A 21,613-nucleotide genomic window follows, 5' to 3' on the forward strand; every position below is an offset into this window, starting at 1 on the left:
GGATTGACCACCCACTCCGTCCCGTCCCCCCGGACCACGGACGCCCGTCCGTGGTCCGGGGCGGAGCGCGCCGCCACCGAGCCGCTGCGCATCGCCTCCGTCCCGTCGACGCACGTCTACGTGCGGCACCTGCGTCCGCCGGACGGGCCGAGCCCGTTCGTGCACCTGCCGGACCCCGACCCCGACCACCCCTCGCGCTCAACCACCAGCACGTGGTGGCCGCCGGTCATGCTGCGTCCGGAGTGGGCGGCCACGGCCGACTTCGACGTGTTCCACGTGCAGTTCGGCTTCGACGCCTGCTCGCCGGAGGACCTCCAGCGCCTCGTCGACGTCCTCCGCGAGCGCGGCAAGCCTCTGGTGCTGACGGCGCACGACCTGCGCAACCCGCACCACCCGACCCCGCAGCTGCACGAGGAGCAGCTCGGCGTCCTCATCACCGCCGCCGACGCGGTGGTGACGCTCACCGAGGGCGCCGCCGCGCAGATCCGGCGCCGCTGGGGCCGGGAGGCGATCGTGCTGCCGCACCCGCACGTCGTCGAGCTCGACACGATGGCGCGGCTCCGCCGCGAGCGGGCCGCCCGTGACGCGGACGGGTTCCGCGTGGGCGTGCACATCAAGAGCCTGCGCGAGTCGATGGACCCGTTCCCGGTGCTGGAGGTGCTCGACGAGACGCTTGCGGTCCTGCCCGGTGCGGTCCTGCAGGTCAACGGTCACCGCGACGTCCTCGACGCCGACGGCGCCCGGCGCGACGACGAGCTCGCGCGCTGGCTCGAGCAGAAGGCCGCCGCCGGCCGGATCGACCTGCGGGTGCACGACTTCCTGCCCGACGACCAGCTGTGGGAGTACCTCGCGAGCCTCGACGTGGCCGTCCTGCCCTACCGCTTCGGCACGCACTCGGGCTGGCTGGAGGCGTGCCGCGACCTCGGCACCACCGTGGTGGCGCCGACGTGCGGCTTCTATGCGGACCAGGGGCCGGTGCTGAGCTACGGCTTCGACGAGTCGCACTTCGACGCCGAGTCCCTGCGCGACGCGGTCCGGTTCGCGCACGCCGCCCGGCCCGACCACGGGGCCGACGTGGACGAGCGTCGCGCCCAGCGGATCGCGGTGTCCCGCGCCCACGAGGAGCTCTACCGGAGGCTGCTGTCGTGAGCGGCCTGCGGATCTGCCTCATCGCCTCGAGCCGGTTCCCGATCAGCGAGCCCTTCGCCGGCGGACTCGAGGCGCACACGCACGCCCTCGCCCGCCAGCTGACCCAGCGCGGCCACGACGTCTCGCTGTTCGCTGCGCCGGGATCGGACCCGGACCTGCGCACGGCGGAGCTGCCGGTGGAGGCGCTGCGGCACGAAGAGGTGAACCGTCCGGACGTCGACGTGACGCCCGGGGCCTGGATGGACGAGCACCACGCCTACCTCGGGCTCATGCTCGACCTCGCGCGGAACGCCCGCCGGTTCGACGTCATCCACAACAACAGCCTCCACCACCTGCCCGTGGCGATGTCGGCGATGCTCGACGTGCCGATGGTGACGACGCTGCACACGCCGCCGGTGCCGTGGCTGGAGTCCGCCCTGAAGTTCGCGTCGCCCGCCAGCACGTTCGTGGCGGTCAGCCGCTTCACGGCGCAGGCGTGGGCCCACGTCACCCCGACGACGACCATCCCCAACGGGGTGGACGTCGAGCGGTGGTGGCCCGGGCCCGGCGGCCGCGCGGCGATCTGGTCGGGTCGGCTCGTGCCGGAGAAGGGTCCGCACCTGGCGATCGACGCGGCGCGGGCGGCCGGGATGCCGCTCGACCTCGCCGGGCCGTCGCTGGACGCGCACTACTTCCGCACGCAGATCGAGCCGCGGCTCGGTGGGGATGTCCGGTATCTCGGACATCTCACGCACGACTCGCTGCGGGCCGCGGTGGGCTCCGCGCGGGTGGCCGTGGTGACGCCGATGTGGGACGAGCCCTACGGACTCGTGGCCGCCGAGGCGATGGCCTGCGGCACGCCCGTCGCCGCGTTCGCCAGGGGCGCCCTGCCGGAGTTCGTCGACGGCACCGTCGGCGCGCTCGCCGCGGCGGACGATGTCGACGGTCTGGCCCGGGCCATGCACCTCGCGGCCCGGCTCGACCGGTCGCGCGTCCGGCAAGCCGCGGTCGAGCGCTGCTCGATCTCGACGATGGTGGACCGGTACGAGGACCTGTACCGGGCGGTGTCGACGCCGCTCGCCGCATGATCGGCTACTACGTCCACCACCAGGGCAGCGGCCATCTGCACCGCGCCACCGTCCTCGCGCAGTCGCTGGACGAGCCGGTGACCGGCCTGTCGTCCCTGCCGAAGCCGGAAGGCTGGGCGGGGGAGTGGGTCCGGCTCGAGCGCGACGACGCGTGGGTCGAGGAGGCCGGCGACACCGCCGACGGCCTCCTGCACTGGGCGCCGCTCGGCGAGCCGGGGCTGCGCTCGCGGATGGCCGCGATCTCGACGTGGATCGGCGAGACGGCCCCGTCCCTCGTCGTCAGCGACGTCTCGGTCGAGGTCGCGCTGCTGGCCCGCCTGCACGGGGTCCCGGTGGTCTCGGTCGTCCTGCCCGGCGACCGCGGCGACCGTGCCCACCGGCTGGGTCGGGCTGCCTCGAGCGCGCTCGTCGCGTTCTGGCCCGAGGAGGCCGAGGGCATGGTGCGTGGCGTGGACGAGCCGCTCCACTGCGTCGGCGCGGTCTCGCGATTCCCGGTGCAGGACCAGCCCGTCCGGAGGACGTCGGCGCGACGCGTCGTGGTGCTCGGCGGCAGGGGCGGCGGCGGCCTCACCGACGCGGAGCTCGAGGTCGCCCGGGCCCAGACGCCCGGCTGGCAGTGGGAGGTGCTGGGCGGTGCCGACGGACCGTGGCTCACCGATCCGTTCCCCTCGATCTGCGAGGCCGACGTCGTGGTGACGCACGCCGGCCAGAACGCGATCGCCGAGGTCGCCGCGGCACGCCGCCCGGCGATCGTCGTCCCGGCCGACCGGCCGCACGACGAGCAGCACTCCACCGCGCGCGTGCTGGCCGGGGAGTCGTGGCCGGCACTCGTCGAGTTCGGGTTCCCCGCGGCCGGGTGGGCGGAGCGGCTCGAGCGCGCCGCACGCCTCGACGGCTCAGGCTGGGAGCGCTGGTGTGACGGCCACGCACCCGAGCGGTTCGCGGCGCTCGTCGCCGGACTCGTCGCGGAGCCGGTCGCGCGATGACGTCCGTCGCGGTGATCACCGTCGCCCACGGGCGTCACGACCACCTGCGGGCGCAGCACGCGAGCCTGGCCCGCAACACCCGCCTGCCGGACCAGCGCGTGCTCGTCGCGATGGACGACCCGGAGCTGCTGGAGTGGAGCCCGGAGGCGCCACCCGCCGTGCACGCCCTCGCGATCGATCGCGACCCGCTCGGTCTGCCGCTGGCCGCCGCGCGCAACGCGGGCGCCGACGCCGCGCTCCGTGCCGGCGCCGAGGTGCTGGTGTTCCTCGACGTCGACTGCCTGGTCTCGCCGGGGCTGGTGCAGGACTACGTGGACGCCGTGACCACCGAGCCGGACCTCCTGTGGTGCGGCCCGGTCACCTACCTCCCGCCCCCGCCGCCGGAGGGCTACCCGGAGGACCTCGAGGCGTGGGACTCACCGCACGCCGCCCGGCCGGCGCCGGCCCCGGGGGAGCGGATCCGCGGAGGCGACCCCGACCTGTTCTGGTCGCTCTCCTTCGCGGTGCACCGCGAGACGTGGGACCGCATCGGCGGCTTCCACGAGGAGTACGTCGGCTACGGAGGCGAGGACACCGACTTCTCGCAGTGCGCCGCGCGCGCGGGCGTCGACCTCGGCTGGACCGGCGGCGCGAGGGCCTTCCACCAGCACCACCCGGTGCAACGGCCCCCGGTGGATCACCTCGACGACATCCTGCGCAACGGGGCGCTGTTCCACCGCCGCTGGGGCCGCTGGCCCATGACGGGCTGGCTCGAGGCGTTCGAGGAGCAGGGGCTGGTCGAGCGCCGCGGCGACGGCTGGGGTGTGAGAGCACGCGCCGCGGGTACGTGTCCTGCATGAGGATCGTCATCACCGGCGCGACCGGGAACCTGGGGTCCGCCGCCCTGCGCGAGCTGTCCACCGGCGGCGAGCACGAGCTCACCGCCGTCGCGCGCCGTCTGCCCGAGATCGCGAATGCGGGGGCCTCCTCGGTGCGCTGGCATGCCGCCGACGTCTCGCACGACGAGCTCACGACCGTCCTCACCGGCGCCGACGCCGTGGTGCACCTCGCCTGGAAGTTCCAGCCGACGCACCGCCAGGACGTCACGTGGGCCACGAACGCCGTGGGCACCCGGCGCGTGCTCGACGCGGTCCAGGCGGTCGGCGTGCCGAAGGTCGTCGTCGCGTCGTCGGTGGCCGCCTACTCGCCGGTCGAGCACGACACGCCCGTCGACGAGTCGTGGCTGACGGACGGTGCCTCGGAGGCGACCTACTGCCGCGAGAAGGCCTACGTGGAGCGCACCCTCGACGGCTTCGAGGCGTCGCACCCGGACGTCCGCGTGGTGCGACTGCGTCCCGCCTTCGTGTTCCAGCGCTCCGCCGCGAGCGAGCAGCGCCGCATCTTCGGCGGCGCCCTCGCGAGGCCCGCGCTGCTGGATCGCCGCCGCATCCCGATCCTGCCCGTGCCCGCCGGGCTCCGGTTCCAGGCGATCCACGCCGGCGACGTCGGCCGTGCGATCCGGGCCGCGGTCGAGCGCCCCGTCAGCGGCCCGTTCAACCTCGCGGGCGAGGGGGTGCTGCGCCATTCCGAGCTGGGCGAGCTCATGGGTGCGCGCACGGTCGAGGTCCCGGCGCGCGCTGTGCAGGCCGTGCTCGGCGCCGCGTGGCGCGTGCACGCCGCTCCGGTGCCCGGAAGCCTGCTGGGTGCGCTGATGCGCGTGCCCCTGATGTCCACCGAGCGCGCCCGGACGGAGCTGGACTGGACCCCGGACCACTCGGGACGCGACGCGGTCAACGCGCTGCTGTCGGGCATCCCCGAGCGCGCCGGCAGCACGATGCCCCCGCTGCACCCGTGACCCGTCAGGAGCCCCGATGACCTCACTGCCCCGCGCCGCAGAGGAGCTCGCCACCGGAGCCGGCCGCGTGGCCGCGCGGGCCGGCGGGCTGGTCCTCGAGGGCGCCACGCACGCCGTCGCGGTGGCTCGTCGGGCCCGCAAGCCGCTGCACCCGCGCGGCACGGTGTGGGAGGCCGAGCTCACCCGCACGGGTACGCTGCTGCCGACCGGGGTCCCGTGGCTCGACGAGCCCGGCACCGAGCGCGCGATCGTCCGCGTCTCCGCCGCGTTCGGGTTCCCGCACGGCTGGCCCGACATCCAGGGCCTCGCCCTGCGGCTGCCCGAGCAGGGCAATGCCGACGTGCTGCTCGCCAGCACCGGCTCGGGGCGGTTCAGTCGCTTCCTGCTGCGCCCCGTGAAGTCCTCGGGCTGGCACCTGTCGACGACGCTGCTGCCGTACCGCGGCCCCGAGGGTCCGCTGCTGCTGGCCGCCGCGCCCACGGAACCGCAGCAGTACGTGCTGCTGCGTGCCGAGGGGCAGGGCGCCTGGGTCGCCTTCGCGGTGCTGCGACTGCTGCACGAGTCCGCCGAGCAGCCCTCGTTCGACCCCGTCCGCAGGACGGTCCCGGGACTGCAGAACTACGACTGGGTCAGGCGCCTGCGCGAGCCCGCCTACGAGACGGCGCGGGAGGACCGGGGCGAGTCGCCTTCGTCCGCAGGTCGTGACAATGTGACGTAGGTCACAGTAGGGTGCTCGAACATCGAGTCTCTCGGGCTGTCCTGTTGGGAGTCAGGCATGCGTGCACCCCACCGTCCCCTCCGTCTCGTCCTCGTCGGCGCCGCCGGGCTCGCGCTCGTCGCGGGCGCCACCGTCGCCGCCGAGGCCGGCAGCCCGCGCCACGGCAACGCCCTGCGCATCGAGGTGCTGTCGAGCGCCCCGGACCAGGTCTCCGCGGGTGACGCGCTCGTCGAGGTGAGTCTGCCGAAGCAGGTGCGGCCGTCCGACGTGGTGATCCGCGCCGGCGCGGCCGACGTCACCGACGCCTTCGACCTGACCTCCGACCGCACCCTCGTCGGACTCGTCGACGACCTGCGCGTCGGGCGGACCACGCTGCGGGCCGAGGTCCGCAGGGGCGCCCGGCACGGCGCCCGCTCCGCCTCGCTGCGCGTCACGAACTTCCCCGAGTCCGGGCCGATCTTCTCCGGACCGCAGCAGCAGCCGTTCGTCTGCACCACGGCGCGCGGCCGCTTCGACGGCCGCAAGATCCTCGGCCAGCCCATCGTGGACAACCAGGACCGGCAGGGCATCGCGGTGGCGCGCGAGGACGCGAACGGCGACTACCCGCAGGACGGGCGCGGCTACCCGACCGCCGACGCCGAGACCGTCGGCTGGAGCGCGAACTGCGCCGCCGAGCGCCGCATCGGCTACGTCTACCGCTCCACCACGGACAACCGGTTCCACTGGCTCGACGACCCGGCGAACGCGCCGGCCGACACCGCGACCACGACGACGAAGGACGGTCAGCAGGTGCCGTTCGTGGTGCGGTGGGAGCGCGGCACGGTCAACCGCTTCGTCTACAGCATCGCGGCGCTCGCGCCCGTGGGCGACGCCGATCCCGAGCGTCCCGACGACGCGCTGTGGAACCGCCGCCTCGTGTTCAGCTTCCAGGGCGGCGTCGCCATCGGGCACGCGCAGGGCACCACGAGCGACAGCGCGATGCTGCCCGCCGACCTGCTCGGCCAGGGCTACGGCGTCATGTGGTCGAGCGGCACCCGCACCAGCACGCACTACAACCTGCAGCTCGGCGGCGAGACCGCGCTGATGCTCAAGGAGCGCGCGATCGAGACCTACGGCGTGCCGGACTACACGGTGGCCGTGGGCGGCTCGGGCGGCGCGATCCAGCAGTACGTCTACGCGCAGAACCACCCGGGCATCATCGACGCGGCGATCCCGCAGTACTCGTACCCCGACATGGTCACGCAGATCATCCACGTGGGCGACTGCGAGCTGCTGGAGCACTACTTCGACGCCACCGACCGGGCGAACCCGAAGTGGAAGGACCCCGAGGTCCGGCAGGCGATCATCGGCCTCAACGGCACGAAGGAGCCGAAGAACCTGTCCGCCGGCGAGATCGCGCAGTGGAACCAGCTGTACGGCGCGATGCAGGCGCTGGGCTACCAGGTGATGGACCGTGCGCCCGGCTCGGCGGCGCCCCCGCTGATGGAGTGCAAGCCCGGCTGGTTCGGGCTCACGCCGCTGGCGCTCAACCCGACGTTCACCGACGTGCAGGACCTCGACAAGCTCGCGCAGGGCACCGAGGGCGTCCAGTGGACCCACTTCGCCGACCTCGTGAACATCTACGGCACCGGTTCCGACGGGTACGCCCGCGTGCCGTGGGACAACGTGGGCGTCCAGTACGGCCTGCAGGCGCTGAAGGACGGCGTCATCACGCCGGCCGAGTTCGTCGACCTCAACGCCAAGGTGGGCAGCTGGAAGGAGGCCCGCGACATGGTGACCGAGGGGGCACCGTTCGCCGGCGCCACGACTCCGCAGAACTTCGACCCGTGGAGCTCGCGCAACATGAACCTCAGCCCCGGCGGCGACGCACCCGCGCCGCGGCGGTCGGGCGACCTGAAGGCCATCCGCGCGGCCTACACCTCGGGCATGCAGTTCCAGGGCGACATCGACATCCCGATCATCGACCTGCGGCCGTACCTCGAGGACGAGCTGGACATGCACAACACCCAGCAGTCGTTCGCGGTGCGCCAGCGCATGCTCAACGTCGACCGGGACGCCTCGAACCAGGTCATCTGGTTCGCCGACGCCCGGCCTCAGCAGGACTACGACCCGACGCTGCGCGCGTTCGAGGTCGTCGACGAGTGGATGGCGAACATCGCGCGGAACCCGAGGAAGGGCGTCTCGGGCAACAAGCCGGCGCGCGCCGTGGACACGTGCTTCACCACGAGTGGCGAGGTCATCGCCGCCGGGCCGAAGGTCTGGAACGGCGTCCTCGACACGAAGGCCGCAGGGGAGTGCACGCAGCGCTTCCCGATCTACTCCAGCTCGCGTCGCGTGGCCGGCGCCCCGTACGAGGGCGGCATCTGGAAGTGCGCGCTCCAGCCGGTCTCGAAGGCCGTGAAGTCGGGGCTCTACGGCTCGTGGCGTCCCGGCCGCGCGGAGATCGCCCGCCTCGAGCAGGTGTTCCCCGAGGGCGTCTGCGACTACCGCAAGGGCGACGTCGGCAAGCCGAAGGGGCACGGGCACTGGCGCTGACGCCCTCGCGCTGGCCTGCGCGCCGGGCTACGTTGGACACGACCTGAGGAGGCCGCAGTGACCGATTCCGACGACATGAAGGCCAAGTTCCGCGAGGCGCTCGACAAGAAGAAGCACCGTCACCACGCCACGGCCGAGGGGGCCGAGCACGACGGCAGCGAGAAGTCCCACGGCTCCAGCAAGCCGATCGAGCAGCCGGAGTTCCGCCGCAAGGCGACCTGAGCCACGGCTCCGCCGCGCGAGATGTGTAGCGGCATCCACCGTTTTCCGGCGGATCCACCCCGAAAGGGGTGGACAACGCTACATATCTCGCGTCCGGGACGGACGGCTTCCGTCGGGTCTCAGATGACGCCGAGGGCCAGCATTGCGTCCGCGACCTGCGTGAAGCCGGCGATGTTGGCGCCCGCGACGTAGTTGCCCGGCGTGCCGTACTCGTCGGCGGTCTCGAGGCAGCGGTCGTGGATGCCGCGCATCGTCTCGGCGAGGCGCTCCTCGGTGTACTCGAACGACCAGCGGTCGCGCGAGGCGTTCTGCTGCATCTCCAGCGCGCTCGTCGCGACGCCGCCGGCGTTCGCGGCCTTGCCGGGCGCGAAGGTGATGCCGGACTCGCCGAACGCCTTGATCGCCTCGGGCGTGCAGGGCATGTTCGCGCCCTCGGCCACGATCGTGCAGCCGTTCTGCGCCAGCGTCTTCGCGTCGGTCTCGTCGAGCTCGTTCTGCGTGGCGCACGGCAGGGCGATGTCGCACGGCACGTGCCAGATCGAGGAGTCGCTCACGAAGTGCGCGCCGTCGCGGCCCTCGGCGTACTCGCTGATGCGGGCGCGGCGCACCTCCTTGACGTCCTTGAGCAGCTCGAGGTCGATGCCGTTCTCGTCGACGACGTAGCCGCTGGAGTCCGAGCAGGCCACGACCGTGGCGCCGAGCTGCTGCAGCTTCTCGACCGCGTAGGTCGCCACGTTGCCCGAGCCCGACACGACGACGCGCTTGCCGTCGAACGACTCGCCGCGGGTGCGCAGGATCTCGCCGGCGAAGAACACCGTGCCGTAGCCGGTGGCCTCGGTGCGCACGAGCGAGCCGCCCCACGTGATGCCCTTGCCCGTGAGGACGCCGGACTCGTAGCGGTTGGTGATGCGCTTGTACTGGCCGAACAGGAAGCCGATCTCACGGCCACCCACGCCGATGTCGCCCGCGGGCACGTCGGTGTACTCGCCGATGTGGCGGTAGAGCTCGGTCATGAAGGCCTGGCAGAAGCGCATGATCTCGCCCTCGGAGCGGCCCTTGGGGTCGAAGTCCGAGCCGCCCTTGCCGCCGCCGATCGGCATGCCGGTGAGGGAGTTCTTGAAGATCTGCTCGAAGCCGAGGAACTTGACGATGCCCAGGTAGACGCTGGGGTGGAACCGCAGGCCGCCCTTGTACGGGCCGAGCGCGGAGTTGAACTCGACGCGGAAGCCACGGTTGATCTGCACGTTGCCCTGGTCGTCGACCCACGGGACACGGAAGATGATCTGGCGCTCGGGCTCGCAGACGCGGCGGATGACGGCGGCGTCGGTGTACTGCGGGTGCTTGCTGACCACGGGGTTGAGGCTGTCCAGCACCTCGCGCACGGCTTGGTGGAACTCGGTCTCACCGGGGTTGCGGTGCAGGACTTCGTCGTAGATCGTCCCGAGGCTCTCGTGCAAGGTCACCAGGCTTCATTCCCGTCTGCTTTGTTACGTTCAGATTTCGTGGCGTGCGGGACCAAGCCTGCCTTACGGGTTCCGCTGACGGCCCCCGGGGCCCGTCTGCGTCGGTGGTGCGCGTAGGAAAGAAGATTCCCCGGTTAGCAGGGGAATCCCTCACGATGCGGGGGAAGCTCCCCCCGCATCGTGCAGGAAAACCCGGTTAACCGGGGAATCGTGTGACGGCTGAGACTCAGGCCGGGACGGCGGCGAGGAGGTCGCGGCGGGCCTCGTCGTACTCGCGGACGAGGCGGGCGACGAGGTCGGCCGTGGGCACGGTCGCGTCGACGACGCCGAGGCCCTGACCGGCGCCCCAGATGTCCTTCCAGGCCTTCGCGTCGGTGGTGCCGCCCGAGCCGAAGTCCATCGTCGACGGATCGCCGGCGGGGAGGTTGTGCGGGTCGAGCCCGGCGGCCTCGATGCTGCCGCGGAGGTAGTTGCCGTGCACGCCGGTGAACAGGTCGGAGTAGACGATGTCGTCGGCCGAGCTCTCGACGATCATCTGCTTGTAGCCGTCGACCACGTTGGCCTCCTCGGTGGCCAGGAAGGCCGAGCCGACGTAGGCGAGATCGGCGCCGGCCGCCTGCGCGGCCAGCACCGAGCGGCCGTGCGCGATCGAGCCCGAGAGCGCGAGCGGTCCGTCGAACCACTGGCGGATCTCCTGCACGAGGGCGAAGGGGGAGAGGGTGCCGGCGTGGCCACCCGCGCCCGCGGCCACCGCGATGAGGCCGTCGGCGCCCTTCTCGATCGCCTTGTGCGCGAAGCGGTTGTTGATGATGTCGTGCAGCACGATGCCGCCGTAGGAGTGCACGGCGTCGTTGATCTCGGGGCGGGCGCCCAGCGAGGTGATGACGATCGGCACCTGGTGCTCGACGATCGTGGCCATGTCCTCCTCGAGGCGGTTGTTCGAGCGGTGCACGATCTGGTTCACCGCGAACGGGGCGGCGTCGGTGCCGGCGAGCTCGGACTCGATGCGGTCGAGCCAGTCGTTCAGCAGCGACGCCGGGCGCGCGTTGAGGGCGGGGAACGAGCCGACCACGCCGGCCTTGCACTGCTCGATGACCAGCTCGGGACCCGAGGCGATGAACATCGGGGACGCCATCACCGGGATGGACAGACGGTTCTCGAGGACGGTGGGCAGGGACATGGGGTGACCTCCGGGCCGGGACTCATGCAACTCGTTGCATACAACGATTTGCATACTAGCCGCGACCCGGAGCCACCACAACCGTCAGACCGCGGTAGGGCGCGCGGCGCGACGCTCGCGGCGCTGCTCCTTGCGCGTGCGCCAGCGCTCGACCACGAGGTAGAGCACCGGGACCAGGATCAGCGTGAGCAAGGTCGAGCTGGCCAGGCCGCCGATCACGACGATCGCGAGCGGCTGGCTGATGAACGCACTGCCGCCCGTGACGCCGAGCGCCATCGGGGTCAGGGCGCAGATCGTGGCGAGGGCCGTCATGACGATCGGGCGGACGCGGTGGCGCGAGCCCTCGCGGACCGCCTCCTCGGCCGAGGCGCCCTGGCGCCGGTACTGGTTCACCAGGTCGATCAGCACGATCGCGTTGGTGACCACGATGCCGATCAGCATGAGCATGCCGATGAGCGACGGGACGCCGAGCGGCACGCCGGTGATGACGAGCAGCAGGACAGCGCCGGTGGCGGCGAACGGGATCGACACCAGCAGCAGGAACGGCTGGATGAGGCTCTTGAACGTCGCCACCATGACGATGTAGACGATCGCGATCGCCAGCAGCAGTGCGATGCCGAGCTGGGCGAAGGCCTCGGCCTGGTCGGCGGACACGCCGCCGACGGTGGCCTCGGCGCCCTCCGGGAGGTCGACGCCGTCGATCGCCTTCGCGATGGACGAGTTCACGGTGCCCAGGTCGTCGCCCTCGGGCGTGACCGAGACCGTGATCGAGCGGTCGCCGTCCTGGCGCGTGACCGACACGGGCAGCGCGACCTGCTCGACCTCGGCGACGTCGCCCAGGGTGGCGTCGCCGAACGGCAGCCGGCGCAGCTCCTCGACCGAGGTGGGCACCTCGCCGCCCGGCAGGACGACCACGTCGGTCTGCGCGCCGGTGAGCACGACGCTGCCCAACGGCGTGGGACCGGTGAGCGACGACACGGCCTGGCTGATCTGCTGCTCGCTCACGCCGAGCGTGCGACCGACCTGGTTGAGGGTGACGGTGATCGTCGGCTGGGCGGCCTGCGCGTTGGAGGACACGTCGGACGCGCCGTCGACGTCCGTGAGCGCCTCGAGCACCTGCGCGGCGGCGTCGTCGAGCGAGGCCGGGTCGTCGGAGGTGACGACGACGTCGATCGTGGAGGAGCCGCCCATCGCGGCCGCGGCACTGATCTGCACCGTGCCGACGTCCCGCAGCTCGTCGAGCCGCGCGGAGACCTCGTCCTGGAGGGCCTCCTGGTCGGCGTCCTCGTCGGTGGTGACGGCGAAGTTGGCGTCGCCGCCCCCGCCGAAGAGCGCGGCCAGGCCGTCGCCCGAGCCGATCGTGGCCTGGACGGTGTCGACGCCGTCGACCGAGGTCAGCGCGCCCTCGACCTTCTGCGCGGCGGTGTCGATCGCGGCGAGCGAGGCGCCGGGCTCGAGCGACTGCACGACCGTGAACGTGTTCTGGCCGGAGTTGCCCAGGAAGTTCGTCTTCATGAACGGCGTGAGCGCCATCGAGCCGACGAAGAGGACGGCCGCGAGGACCAGCGTGATGACGCGGTGGCGCAGCGCCCAGTCGATGACCGGGACGTAGCCGCGCTGCAGCAGCGTGCGGCGCTCCTTCTCCTGGGCGGCGGCCTCGACGGCGACGGGGTCGACCTCGCCCTGGCGCTCGCGCAGGAACCAGTAGGCCAGCACCGGCACGATCGTGAGCGCCACGAGCAGCGAGGACAGCATCGCCAGCGCGACGGTGAACGCGAACGGGCGGAAGAGCTCGCCGACCTGCCCGCCGACCAGGCCGATGGGCAGGAAGACCGCCACCGTGGCCAGGGTCGAGGCGGTGATCGCCGAGGCGACCTCGCGGGTGCCGGTGAGCACCGCCTCGGACTTCCGCGTGCCGTAGGAGAGGTGTCGCTTGATGTTCTCGATCACCACGATCGAGTCGTCGACCACGCGGCCGATCGCGACGGTGATGGCGCCGAGGGTCAGGATGTTGAGCGAGTAGCCGAAGACCAGCAGGCCGACGAACGTGACCAGCAGGCTGAGCGGGATCGAGATCGCGGTGACGATCGTGGAGCGCAGCGACGCCAGGAACACGAGGATCACGACGACCGCGAAGACCAGGCCCAGCAGGCCCTCGGTGGTGAGGTCCTCGATCGACTTCTCGATGAAGGGCGCCTGGTCGAACACGACGTCGACCGACGTGCCCTCGCCGAGTGCCGTGCCGGCCTCGTCGACGGCCTCGGCCACCGCGTGCGAGATGTCGACGGTGTTGCCGTCGGGCGTCTTGGTGATCGCGAGACCGATGCTGGGGTTGCCGTCGGTGCGCGAGATCGAGGTGGCGGCCTTCTCGGCGAGGCGGACGCGCGCGACGTCGCCCAGCGTGGTGCCGGGGCTGCCCGCGAGGGGGAGTGCGGCGATCTCCTTCACGTCCTGCAGCTCGCTGCCGACCTGGACGCTGAGGGTGGTGGTGTCGTCGGTGACGGCGCCGGCGGGCAGCAGCGAGCCGTTCTGCTGCAGCGTGGTGGCGATGTCGCCGACGTTCGCCTTCGCGGCGGCGAGCGCGGCGGGCTGGATCGTGAGCTGCACCTGGTCGACCGGTCCACCCGAGACGGTGACGTCGCGGACGCCGGCGATGTCGTCGAGCAGCGGGACGAGCTCCTCGTCGACCTTCGACGTGAGGTCGGCCAGGTCGGCGCCCTCGCCCGAGACCGAGAGCTGCACGATCGGGATGTCGGCGATGCTGCCCGCGATCACGAGGGGCTTGACGTCGTCGGGCAGGCCCGCCAGCGCGGAGCCGAGGCTGCTCTCGAGGCGCTGGCGCGCGTAGGCGGTGTCGGTGCCGTAGTCGAGCGTGACCATGACGATCGAGCTGCCCGGGGTGGACGTCGACTGGATCGACTCCACGCCTTCCAGCGACTTCGCGGCCGAGTCGACCTTCTGGGTGACCTGCGCGTCCACGACGTCGGCGGAGGCACCGGGGTACTGCGACACCACGATGACGGCGGGGAACTCCAGAGCCGGGATCAGCTCCTGCTTCAGCTGGGTCACGGAGTAGACGCCGGCGATGGAGGCGACCACGGTGACCAGCGCGATGAGGGCGCGGTTGGCCATGCTGAAGCGAGCGAACAGATTCACGGAACTCCTCGAGACGCGTTCGCCGGGCGCGAACACTGAAGTGTTGCACCCCACTACGACAGCCGGACCAAGCGCGGGCGACGCGACGGCGACGAGTGATCGCCGGTGTTGATTGACAGTCCGGACGGACTGTGAAATCGTGACGGCGACCACACACCCCGAGAAGGAGCTGAGCGTGCCTTTCACCGGCCACACCGTGCGCTACGAGACCCGCGACCGCCGGGCCTACATCACCCTCGACCGCCCCGAGCGCCTCAACGCAATCACCGCCGAGATGGCCCGCGAGATCCACGCCGCCGTCGACGAGGCGAACGCCGATCCCGAGGTGCGCGTCATCGTCCTGCAGGGGAGCGGCCGCTCGTTCTGCTCGGGCTACGACCTGAAGGTGTACGCCGAGGGCGGCATCGACCACCAGGGGGAGGTCTGGGACCCGATCCAGGACTTCCAGATGATGAAGGCCAACACCGACCACTTCTTCTCCCTGTGGCGCTCGGCCAAGCCGACGATCGCCAAGGTGCAGGGCCACGCGGTGGCGGGCGGCAGCGACATCGCGCTCTCGTGCGACCTCGTCGTGATGGCCGAGGACGCGCAGATCGGCTACATGCCGGCGCGGATCTGGGGCTGCCCGACGACCGCGATGTGGGTGTACCGGCTCGGTGCCGAGCGGGCGAAGCGCATGCTGCTCACGGGCGACACGATCAACGGCGCGCAGGCCAAGGAGTGGGGCCTGGTGATCGACGCCGTCCCCGCCGACGAGCTCGACGCCGCGGTGGAGCGGCTGGCCGAGCGGATGGCCGGCGTCCCGATCAACCAGCTCGTCATGCAGAAGCTCATGGTCAACCAGGCGCTGGACAACATGGGCCTGCAGAGCACCCAGAACATGGCCGTCCTGTTCGACGGCATCACGCGGCACTCGCCCGAGGGCCGGTGGTTCGTGGACTTCGCGAAGGAGCACGGCTTCGGTGCCGCGGTGCAGTGGCGCGACACGGGCCGCTTCATCCCCGACGGCGGCGGAGCGATCCCCACGGCCGACGAGGTCGCGGCGATGCGGCGCGACACGGCGGGCGGCGGCCGATGAGGGCGCTGACCCGGTCGCTGTGGGAGGCCGACACCAGCGAGCCCGTCCTGCCGCTCACCGTCGGCGACCTGCTGCGTGACGGGGCGGGGCAGGCGCCCGACGCGATCGCGCTCGTCTCGGTCGCCCCCGACCGCGACGACCGCGTGTGGACCTACGCCGAGCTGCTGGCCGACGCCGAGCACGCGGCCGCCTGGCTGCTCGAGCGCTTCGAGCCCGGCGAGCACGTCGCCGTCTGGGCACCGAACGTGCCGGAGTGGATCGTGCTCCAGTACGGGGCGGCGCTGGCGGGCCTCGTGCTCGTCACGGCGAACCCCGCGCTGCGCGGCGAGGAGCTGCGCCACGTGCTGGAGGCGTCGGAGGCGGTGGGCGTCTTCCACGTCGACGACTTCCGCGGCACCGACATGGCCACGATCGTGAAGGCCGTGCTGCCGCAGGTGTCGCGGATCCGCGAGGCCGTCGCACTCGGCGGCTGGCTCGAGGACGTCCGCGCCGCCCCGCGCCGCGTGGAGCTGCCGGAGGTCTCGCCGGACTCGCCCACGCAGATCCAGTTCACGTCGGGCACCACGGGCCGCCCGAAGGCCGCGGTCCTCAAGCACGTCGCCATGGTCAACAACGCGCGCTACGTGCGCGAGCGCTGCGACCTGCCGTACGGGGCGACCTACGCCACGGCTCTGCCGCTGTTCCACACCGCCGGCTGCGGCCTGGCCGCGATGGGGACGTTCGGTCAGGGCGGCACGCTCGTGCTGGCCGAGCTCTTCGACCCGTCCCTGCTGCTGACGGCGATCCAGGACCATCGCGTCAAGGGCATCGGTGCGGTCCCGGCGATGCTGCACGCGATGCTCGCCCACCCGGGCCTCGCCGGCTTCGACCTCTCCGCGCTCGACGTCGTGATGTCGGGTGGTGACCTCGTGCCGCCCGTCCTCGTCGACCGCTGGGACGAGGTGTGCGGAGCCCGCTTCAGCGCCGTCTACGGCCAGACCGAGCTGAGCCCGATCGTGTGCCAGACCCGCCCGGACGACGCCCGCGAGGACGCCCTGCACACCGCGGGTCAGCCGCTGCCGAACGTGGACGTCGCGATCCTCGACCCGCGGTCCGGTGAGGTCGTGCCCGTCGGCACGGAGGGCGAGATCTGCGCTCGCGGCTTCCAGGCGATGATCGAGTACCTCGGCCAGCCGGAGGCCACGGCCGAGACGATCGACGCGCGGGGCTGGCTGCACACCGGTGACCTCGGCAGCATGGACGCCCGCGGCTACGTCACCGTGACCGGCCGGATCAAGGACCTCATCATCCGCGGCGGTGAGAACATCTACCCGCGCGAGATCGAGGACGTCCTCGTCACGCACCCGGCACTGGCCTCGGCCGTCGTCGTCGGGCTCGCGGACGCGGCATGGGGCGAGTCGGTCGCGGCCGTGGTGCAGCTCGCGGGCGCCGCGCGTCCCTCGGCGGGCGAGCTCCAGACGTTCCTGCGCGAGCACCTGGCACCGCACAAGACGCCGAAGTCGTGGTTCGTGGCCGATCAGCTGCCGACGAACGCCATGGGCAAGCTGCAGAAGTTCCGTCTTCGCGACCAGATCGCGGCCGGGGAGCTCGCGCAGCTGTGAACACCGCCGCGGAGATTCAGTAACGTGGCGTCGTGTCCATGACCCGCAAGGAGCAGCTCGCCCACACGCGTGAGCGCCTGCTGGACGCCACCGTGGAGTGCCTCGTCACCTACGGGTACGCGGGCACGACGACCCAGCGCATCCAGGACGCCGCGGGGCTCTCCCGTGGCGCCCTGCTGCACCATTTCGGCTCCAAGTCCGAGTTGCTGGTCGCGGCCATTCATCACGTCGCCGACCAACGGTTCGCGATGATCAGCAGCACACTCGAGGAGCTCGAGGACGGTCCGGGTTCGCTGCGGCTGCTCGTCGAGGCGATCCGCGAGGCCATGACCGGTCCGTACTTCCAGGCGGCGCTCGAGCTGTGGTCGGCCTCGCGCACCGACGAGCAGCTGCGGGCCGCTCTGCTGCCGGCCGAGCGTCGGCTCGGCTCTGCGCTGCGCGATCTCTTCCGCCGCCACGCCGGGATCGAGGACCCCGACGAGGAGGCGCTCGCCTTCGAGTCGCTCATGGCCCTCGTTCGCGGGCTGGAGGTCACGCGCAACATGCGCTCCACCTCCGACATGGCCGACCGCGTGGTGGCGGCATGGCTGGATTCGGTCGAACGGGTGCGCCGAGCCTGAGTCAGTCGGACTCGGGCGGCAGCGTGCGCTCGGACACGAGGCGCTCGGCGATGACGCGCAGCTTCGTGTTGGAGTGCTGCGAGTACCGCAGCAGCACCGCGAAGGCCTGCGCGTCGGACAGCGAGAAGCGCTCCATGAGGATGCCCTGCGCCTGGCCGATGAGCTTGCGCGAGTCGATCGCCGCGTTGAGGTTCTGCTCCCGCACGGACGTGGAGATCGCGATGGCCACGTGGCGCGCGAACGCCTCGACCACCGACCGGTCCTCGTCCGTGAACGCGTCGGGATGGGTCGAGTAGACGGTCAGGCTGCCGAAGGCTCGGTCGCGCGTGGACAGCTTCACGCTGACCAGGCTGCGCAGGCCCAGCTCGGCCATGGCCTGCGCCCAGTGCGGCCAGTGCGGCTCGGCGCGGATGTCCGAGACGAGGATGGACTGGGCCTCCTCGATGGCGGCGAGGTCGGGCCCCTCGCCGACCTCGGCCTGGACGGCGCCCGCCTTCTCGACGATGTCGTCCGATCCCGGGACGGTCTCGATCGCTCCCTTCTCGCCGAAGAGCAGGGCGCCCGCGTACTGGGCGCCCACCGCGGTCTTGATGTAGCCGAGCACGGACTCGACGGTCGCTTCGGCCGAGTGCTCCTGATGCATCGACAGGGCCACGTCCGCGAGCTGGTTGATGAGGGGAGTGGTGGTGTCGCCGGTCACGCCCGGATCCTTCCTACAGCCGGTGGAGCTCCTCCATTTTATGCCGCAGCCAGGTCGGGATGCCCGCGGAGCGAGGACAGCACCTTGGACAGCCGGCGCGACACCTGCATCTGGCTGATGCCGAGCCGGTCGGCGATCGCCTGCTGAGTCATCTCGTCGACGTAGCGCCAGTGCAGCAGCTCGCGCGACTCGCGCTCCAGCTCGCGCAGCGGGCGCGCGACCGTGAGCCACTCGTCGACGAACTCGAGGTCGTCGTCCTCGCGCACGAATTCGCGCCGTCCGTGGTTGACGTCGTCCATGGAGTCGGGGTGGAAGCAGCCCCGTGCCGCGGCCGCGTCCCGGAGGTCCTCCGGGGCGACGCCGAGGCGCGCGGCCATCTCGTGGAGGTTCGCCGTCGTCAGCTCGGGCAGCTGCTCGCCGGCGATGAGCGCCTGGATCTCCTGGACCCGGCGCGGGGGTCGCACCATCCAGGCCCGGTCGCGGAAGTGCCGCTTGATCTCGCCCTGGATCGTGGCGGTCGCGAACGGCGGGAACGGGCCCTGAGCGGGGTCGTAGCGCTTCGCCGCCTTGACCAGGGCGAGCCGGGCGACCTGCTCGAGGTCCTCGGCGTCGACGCCGCGGTTGCCGAACCGGCGGGCGAGGGCGGTGGCGAGCGACAGGTGCTCGAGGACGAGGTCCTCGCAGCTCGTCGTGTGGGGGTGGTCGTACAACGCAGTCATGGAGCCTCCGTCGGATCGGGAGAGAACCGGGTGGCTGGGGGTTCAACCGCTTTCAGCCTCACACCGCCCCCGGGGGTCGGCAACCCGAGCGGAGGTCAGCTCGGACGGAGCCGGTGGAGCAGCCCCTCGGCGTCGTGCGGCGCGTGACCCTCGGAGTCGTTGTCGAAGTACACGTGCACGTCGCGGCCCTCGGCGGACCGCCTGCGACACCACTGCGCCCACGCGTCCAGGGAGGAATCGCTGTAGCGACTGGCGTAGAGGCGGGTGTGGCCGTGGAGGCGCGCGTAGGCGATCGAGCTCGAGGGCAGGTCGAGGACGGGCCAGTCCTTGGGCGCGTCCGACCAGACGCCGGCGACGTCGAGGTCGTGCAGCAGTGACGCGAAGGCGGGATCGGCGAACGACGGGTGCCGGACCTCGAGGGCGTGCTCGGGCGGCACGCGGTCGTCGTGCTCGCCCGCCAGCACGGCGGCCTCCGCGGTCGTGCGGACGCCGACGAGTCGCAGCAGGTGCGTCACGTAGCGGCGGCCCTTCAGTGCGAACACGAAGTCCTCGGGCACCTCCGGGGCCCAGCGCTCGAAGGTGGTGCGCCGCTGCAGCGAGTAGAACGTGCCGTTGACCTCGACGGCCGTCAGGCGCGACGCGACGTGCTCGAGCTCGCGACGCCGGGCAGGCCCTTCGGGTAGAAGTCGCCGCGCCACCCGTCGTAGCTCCAGCCGCTGACGCCGATCAGGAGGCGCGACACGTCCGCCCCTGAGGCGCTCGCGACGTCAGGACTCCTCCGAGGGCTCGAGCCGCTTGAGCGGCTTCGTCGCGGGACCGTTCAGCACGTCGCCCTCGGGGGAGAAGCGCGAGCCGTGGAGGGGGCAGTCCCACGACTGCTCGTGGTCGTTCCAGCGCAGCACGCCGCCGAGGTGGGTGCAGAGCCCGGACACGCGGCAGGTGCCGGTCTCGGAGCGCGACTCGGCGACCACGTGGACGCCCTCGCGGTGCACGCGTCCCTCGCCGGTCTCCAGCGGCGCGTCCGAGCCGGACAGCGCGCGGACGGCGCCGGTGGCGACCTCCTTGGCGACCTTGGCGTTGATCGACGCGCGGCCCTTCACCGACTGCAGCGGCGAGGAGTGGTCGACGACGCTGTCCGCCCAGGGCATCGGGTCGCCGAGCACGTCGTGCGCGATCGCGAGGGCCGCGGCCGTGCCGTTCGTGAAGCCCCACTTGGCGAACCCGGTGGCGAAGCGGATCCGGTCGCCGCCGCGGGGCATCCGCCCGAAGCGGGGCAGCCCGTCGCCAGTGGTGTAGTCCTGCGCGGACCACGCGGCGACCTCGCGAGCGGCGGGGAAGTGCTCGGCGGTCCACGTGCGGATGGCCTCGACGTGCTCGCGCTCGGACTCGGTGCGCCCGACGCCGTGGCCGAAGCCGCCCACCAGCAGCGCGGGCCGCCCGTCGGCGGTGCGGGCGTCGCGCAGCGACACCGAGGGCGAGCCGGACGACAGCGCCATGATCTGCGGCGGGTCGGCCAGCTCGTAGCCGACGACGTACGACCGCTGGGGCTCGAGATCGCTGAAGGCCAGGCTGCGGTCGAGGATCGGCGAGCCGGTGGCGACGACGAGGGCTTCGGCGTGCACCGTGCGGCCGTCCTCCAGATGCGCCGTCGGCGGACCGACCCAGTCCACGCTCGCGACCCGCGCGTTCTCCACGATCACGCCCTGGTGGGCGCGCAGCTCCGTCGCCAACGCGGACAGGAGCGACCCGGGGTCGACCTGCGCCTGGTCGGCGAGGGTGACCGCGCCGTGCACGTGCACCGGCAGGTCGAGCCCGTCGGACCACTCCACCGGGAGGCCCACGGACTGCGCGGCGACGAACTCGGCGCGCGCCCGCGAGGTCTCGTTCGGGCTGGCGGCGAAGGTGGCTGCGGCGCGGCGGTCGATGCGGACGTCGTGGGCCGTGGCGAAGTCGACCAGCCAGTCGAAGCCGGCCCGGTTCATCTCGACGTAGGACTGCACGACGTCGCGCGAGTGCTGCTCCAGCAGCGTGGACAGGCGCGTGCCCTGCAGCAGCGAGACCTTGGCCGAGCTGTGCCCGGTGGAGCCGGCGCCGACGTAGCGGGCCTCGACCACGCAGACCCGCCGGCCCGCGCGGGCCAGCAGGACGGCGGTGGTGAGGCCAACCACCCCGGCGCCGACGACGAGGTCGTCGCAGGCGTCGGGGAGCGTGTCGGAGCCCGCGACCTCCGCGGGCACGAGCCAGAGGGGTCGGTTGTCGTCGGTCATCGGCGCCTCAGGCCAGCCCGTCGCGCTCGAGGAGCTGCTGCTGGACGTCCTGGTTCGGCGCGGCGTCGACCGCGTCGTGCGGCGGGTCGTCCGGCTCGGTCGGATCGGGCTGCGTCGACGGGTCGTCGGGATCGGGGCCCTCGGCGGGAGCGTCAGGGTGCGGTGTGCTCATGGATCCTCCTCGTTTCGACGGTCGAGGTTCACGTACCCGACTCGCGCGGTTCCATGCGCCGACTCGCGCGGTTCCATGCGCCGGGGCACGATGGGCGCGCGGTGCGCATGAGGCGCGCTCCGGGGGGTACCCCCTCCGTGTCCCCC

The 21,613-nt window shown here is 72.1% G+C and carries 19 protein-coding genes; 11 read left to right on the forward strand and 8 right to left on the reverse strand.

Annotated features, from left to right (window positions below; all coding sequences use genetic code 11):
- The first annotated feature begins 3 nt into the window (after positions 1–3).
- The 8 genes from ACGWYL_RS10165 to ACGWYL_RS10200 are packed head-to-tail and all read left to right on the forward strand — an operon-like array spanning position 4 to position 8,511.
- Entirely contained in the window at positions 4–1,149 is a 1,146-nt protein-coding gene (locus tag ACGWYL_RS10165) for a glycosyltransferase family 1 protein (RefSeq protein WP_395487108.1), read from the forward strand.
- Complete coding sequence (locus ACGWYL_RS10170; RefSeq protein WP_395487109.1) at positions 1,146–2,216, forward strand: glycosyltransferase family 4 protein; 1,071 nt, start codon at positions 1,146–1,148, stop codon at positions 2,214–2,216. Before ACGWYL_RS10165 ends, ACGWYL_RS10170 begins: the two co-directional genes overlap by 4 nt.
- Complete coding sequence (locus tag ACGWYL_RS10175) at positions 2,213–3,202, forward strand: glycosyltransferase (protein ID WP_395487110.1); 990 nt, start codon at positions 2,213–2,215, stop codon at positions 3,200–3,202. The genes ACGWYL_RS10170 and ACGWYL_RS10175 overlap by 4 nt, the downstream gene beginning before the upstream one ends.
- Positions 3,199–4,041, forward strand: coding sequence for a glycosyltransferase family 2 protein (locus ACGWYL_RS10180; RefSeq protein ID WP_395487111.1), 843 nt, complete (start codon positions 3,199–3,201; stop codon positions 4,039–4,041). Before ACGWYL_RS10175 ends, ACGWYL_RS10180 begins: the two co-directional genes overlap by 4 nt.
- Complete coding sequence (locus ACGWYL_RS10185) at positions 4,038–5,036, forward strand: NAD-dependent epimerase/dehydratase family protein (protein ID WP_395487112.1); 999 nt, start codon at positions 4,038–4,040, stop codon at positions 5,034–5,036. The genes ACGWYL_RS10180 and ACGWYL_RS10185 overlap by 4 nt, the downstream gene beginning before the upstream one ends.
- A 16-nt stretch (positions 5,037–5,052) precedes the next feature.
- A complete protein-coding gene (locus tag ACGWYL_RS10190; RefSeq protein WP_395487113.1) occupies positions 5,053–5,754 on the forward strand; it encodes a hypothetical protein in 702 nt (233 codons plus the stop codon).
- Positions 5,755–5,811: 57 nt separating this feature from the next.
- Positions 5,812–8,289, forward strand: a complete 2,478-nt coding sequence (locus tag ACGWYL_RS10195; RefSeq protein ID WP_395487114.1) for a DUF6351 family protein — start codon at positions 5,812–5,814, stop codon at positions 8,287–8,289.
- Between the two features lie 57 nt (positions 8,290–8,346).
- Positions 8,347–8,511, forward strand: a complete 165-nt coding sequence (locus ACGWYL_RS10200; RefSeq protein WP_269306044.1) for a DUF5302 domain-containing protein — start codon at positions 8,347–8,349, stop codon at positions 8,509–8,511.
- 119 nt (positions 8,512–8,630) lie between these two features.
- Here ACGWYL_RS10200 and gdhA read toward each other — a convergent pair whose 3' ends face one another.
- The 3 genes from gdhA to ACGWYL_RS10215 form a co-directional block, all read right to left on the reverse strand.
- Positions 8,631–9,968 carry an NADP-specific glutamate dehydrogenase gene (gdhA, locus tag ACGWYL_RS10205; RefSeq protein ID WP_223303462.1) on the reverse strand — a complete coding sequence of 446 codons (1,338 nt, stop codon included), beginning with the start codon at positions 9,966–9,968 and terminating at the stop codon, positions 8,631–8,633.
- Positions 9,969–10,200: 232 nt separating this feature from the next.
- Positions 10,201–11,154 carry an NAD(P)H-dependent flavin oxidoreductase gene (locus tag ACGWYL_RS10210; protein WP_395487115.1) on the reverse strand — a complete coding sequence of 318 codons (954 nt, stop codon included), beginning with the start codon at positions 11,152–11,154 and terminating at the stop codon, positions 10,201–10,203.
- A gap of 84 nt (positions 11,155–11,238) precedes the next feature.
- Complete coding sequence (locus tag ACGWYL_RS10215) at positions 11,239–14,310, reverse strand: efflux RND transporter permease subunit (protein WP_395487116.1); 3,072 nt, start codon at positions 14,308–14,310, stop codon at positions 11,239–11,241.
- Positions 14,311–14,449: 139 nt separating this feature from the next.
- Here ACGWYL_RS10215 and ACGWYL_RS10220 point away from each other — a divergent pair, with 139 nt between their 5' ends.
- Genes ACGWYL_RS10220 through ACGWYL_RS10230 form a run of 3 tightly spaced genes read left to right on the forward strand, consistent with a single transcriptional unit; the run spans position 14,450 to position 17,609 of the window.
- On the forward strand, positions 14,450–15,388 hold the full coding sequence (locus tag ACGWYL_RS10220) for a crotonase/enoyl-CoA hydratase family protein (protein ID WP_218845841.1): 939 nt from the start codon (positions 14,450–14,452) through the stop codon (positions 15,386–15,388).
- Complete coding sequence (locus ACGWYL_RS10225) at positions 15,385–16,989, forward strand: class I adenylate-forming enzyme family protein (protein WP_179425708.1); 1,605 nt, start codon at positions 15,385–15,387, stop codon at positions 16,987–16,989. The genes ACGWYL_RS10220 and ACGWYL_RS10225 overlap by 4 nt, the downstream gene beginning before the upstream one ends.
- Before the next feature lie 38 nt (positions 16,990–17,027).
- Positions 17,028–17,609, forward strand: coding sequence for a TetR/AcrR family transcriptional regulator (locus tag ACGWYL_RS10230; RefSeq protein ID WP_179428224.1), 582 nt, complete (start codon positions 17,028–17,030; stop codon positions 17,607–17,609).
- 1 nt (position 17,610) lies between these two features.
- On the opposite strand, the gene ACGWYL_RS10235 is transcribed toward ACGWYL_RS10230, so the two are convergent.
- The 5 genes from ACGWYL_RS10235 to ACGWYL_RS10255 all read right to left on the reverse strand — a co-directional run bounded on the left by ACGWYL_RS10235 (position 17,611) and on the right by ACGWYL_RS10255 (position 21,467).
- Positions 17,611–18,309 carry a GAF and ANTAR domain-containing protein gene (locus ACGWYL_RS10235; protein ID WP_179425706.1) on the reverse strand — a complete coding sequence of 233 codons (699 nt, stop codon included), beginning with the start codon at positions 18,307–18,309 and terminating at the stop codon, positions 17,611–17,613.
- Positions 18,310–18,347: 38 nt separating this feature from the next.
- The gene (locus ACGWYL_RS10240) at positions 18,348–19,028 is read right to left on the reverse strand and encodes a sigma-70 family RNA polymerase sigma factor (protein ID WP_395487117.1); all 681 of its coding nucleotides are present in this window, start codon (positions 19,026–19,028) and stop codon (positions 18,348–18,350) included.
- 95 nt (positions 19,029–19,123) lie between these two features.
- The gene (locus ACGWYL_RS10245) at positions 19,124–19,660 is read right to left on the reverse strand and encodes a DUF72 domain-containing protein (RefSeq protein WP_395487246.1); all 537 of its coding nucleotides are present in this window, start codon (positions 19,658–19,660) and stop codon (positions 19,124–19,126) included.
- Between the two features lie 135 nt (positions 19,661–19,795).
- Positions 19,796–21,295 (reverse strand): FAD-dependent oxidoreductase, encoded by a 1,500-nt coding sequence (locus ACGWYL_RS10250; RefSeq protein WP_395487118.1) that lies wholly within the window; start codon positions 21,293–21,295, stop codon positions 19,796–19,798.
- Positions 21,296–21,302: 7 nt separating this feature from the next.
- On the reverse strand, positions 21,303–21,467 hold the full coding sequence (locus ACGWYL_RS10255; RefSeq protein WP_179425700.1) for a hypothetical protein: 165 nt from the start codon (positions 21,465–21,467) through the stop codon (positions 21,303–21,305).
- Positions 21,468–21,613: the final 146 nt, after the last annotated feature.

The sequence above is a fragment of the Aeromicrobium sp. JJY06 genome (assembly GCF_044069275.1).
GTDB lineage: Bacteria > Actinomycetota > Actinomycetes > Propionibacteriales > Nocardioidaceae > Aeromicrobium > Aeromicrobium tamlense.

Bases quoted from the DNA above. Each gene is read 5' to 3' on its own strand.
- ACGWYL_RS10175 (WP_395487110.1), top strand. From the start codon at position 2,213: ATGATCGGCTACTACGTCCACCACCAGGGCAGCGGCCATCTGCACCGC.
- ACGWYL_RS10180 (WP_395487111.1), top strand. From the start codon at position 3,199: ATGACGTCCGTCGCGGTGATCACCGTCGCCCACGGGCGTCACGACCAC.
- ACGWYL_RS10185 (WP_395487112.1), top strand. From the start codon at position 4,038: ATGAGGATCGTCATCACCGGCGCGACCGGGAACCTGGGGTCCGCCGCC.
- ACGWYL_RS10190 (WP_395487113.1), top strand. From the start codon at position 5,053: ATGACCTCACTGCCCCGCGCCGCAGAGGAGCTCGCCACCGGAGCCGGC.
- ACGWYL_RS10195 (WP_395487114.1), top strand. From the start codon at position 5,812: ATGCGTGCACCCCACCGTCCCCTCCGTCTCGTCCTCGTCGGCGCCGCC.
- ACGWYL_RS10210 (WP_395487115.1), bottom strand. From the start codon at position 11,154: ATGTCCCTGCCCACCGTCCTCGAGAACCGTCTGTCCATCCCGGTGATG.
- ACGWYL_RS10225 (WP_179425708.1), top strand. From the start codon at position 15,385: ATGAGGGCGCTGACCCGGTCGCTGTGGGAGGCCGACACCAGCGAGCCC.
- ACGWYL_RS10230 (WP_179428224.1), top strand. From the start codon at position 17,028: ATGACCCGCAAGGAGCAGCTCGCCCACACGCGTGAGCGCCTGCTGGAC.
- ACGWYL_RS10240 (WP_395487117.1), bottom strand. From the start codon at position 19,028: ATGACTGCGTTGTACGACCACCCCCACACGACGAGCTGCGAGGACCTC.
- ACGWYL_RS10250 (WP_395487118.1), bottom strand. From the start codon at position 21,295: ATGACCGACGACAACCGACCCCTCTGGCTCGTGCCCGCGGAGGTCGCG.
- ACGWYL_RS10255 (WP_179425700.1), bottom strand. From the start codon at position 21,467: ATGAGCACACCGCACCCTGACGCTCCCGCCGAGGGCCCCGATCCCGAC.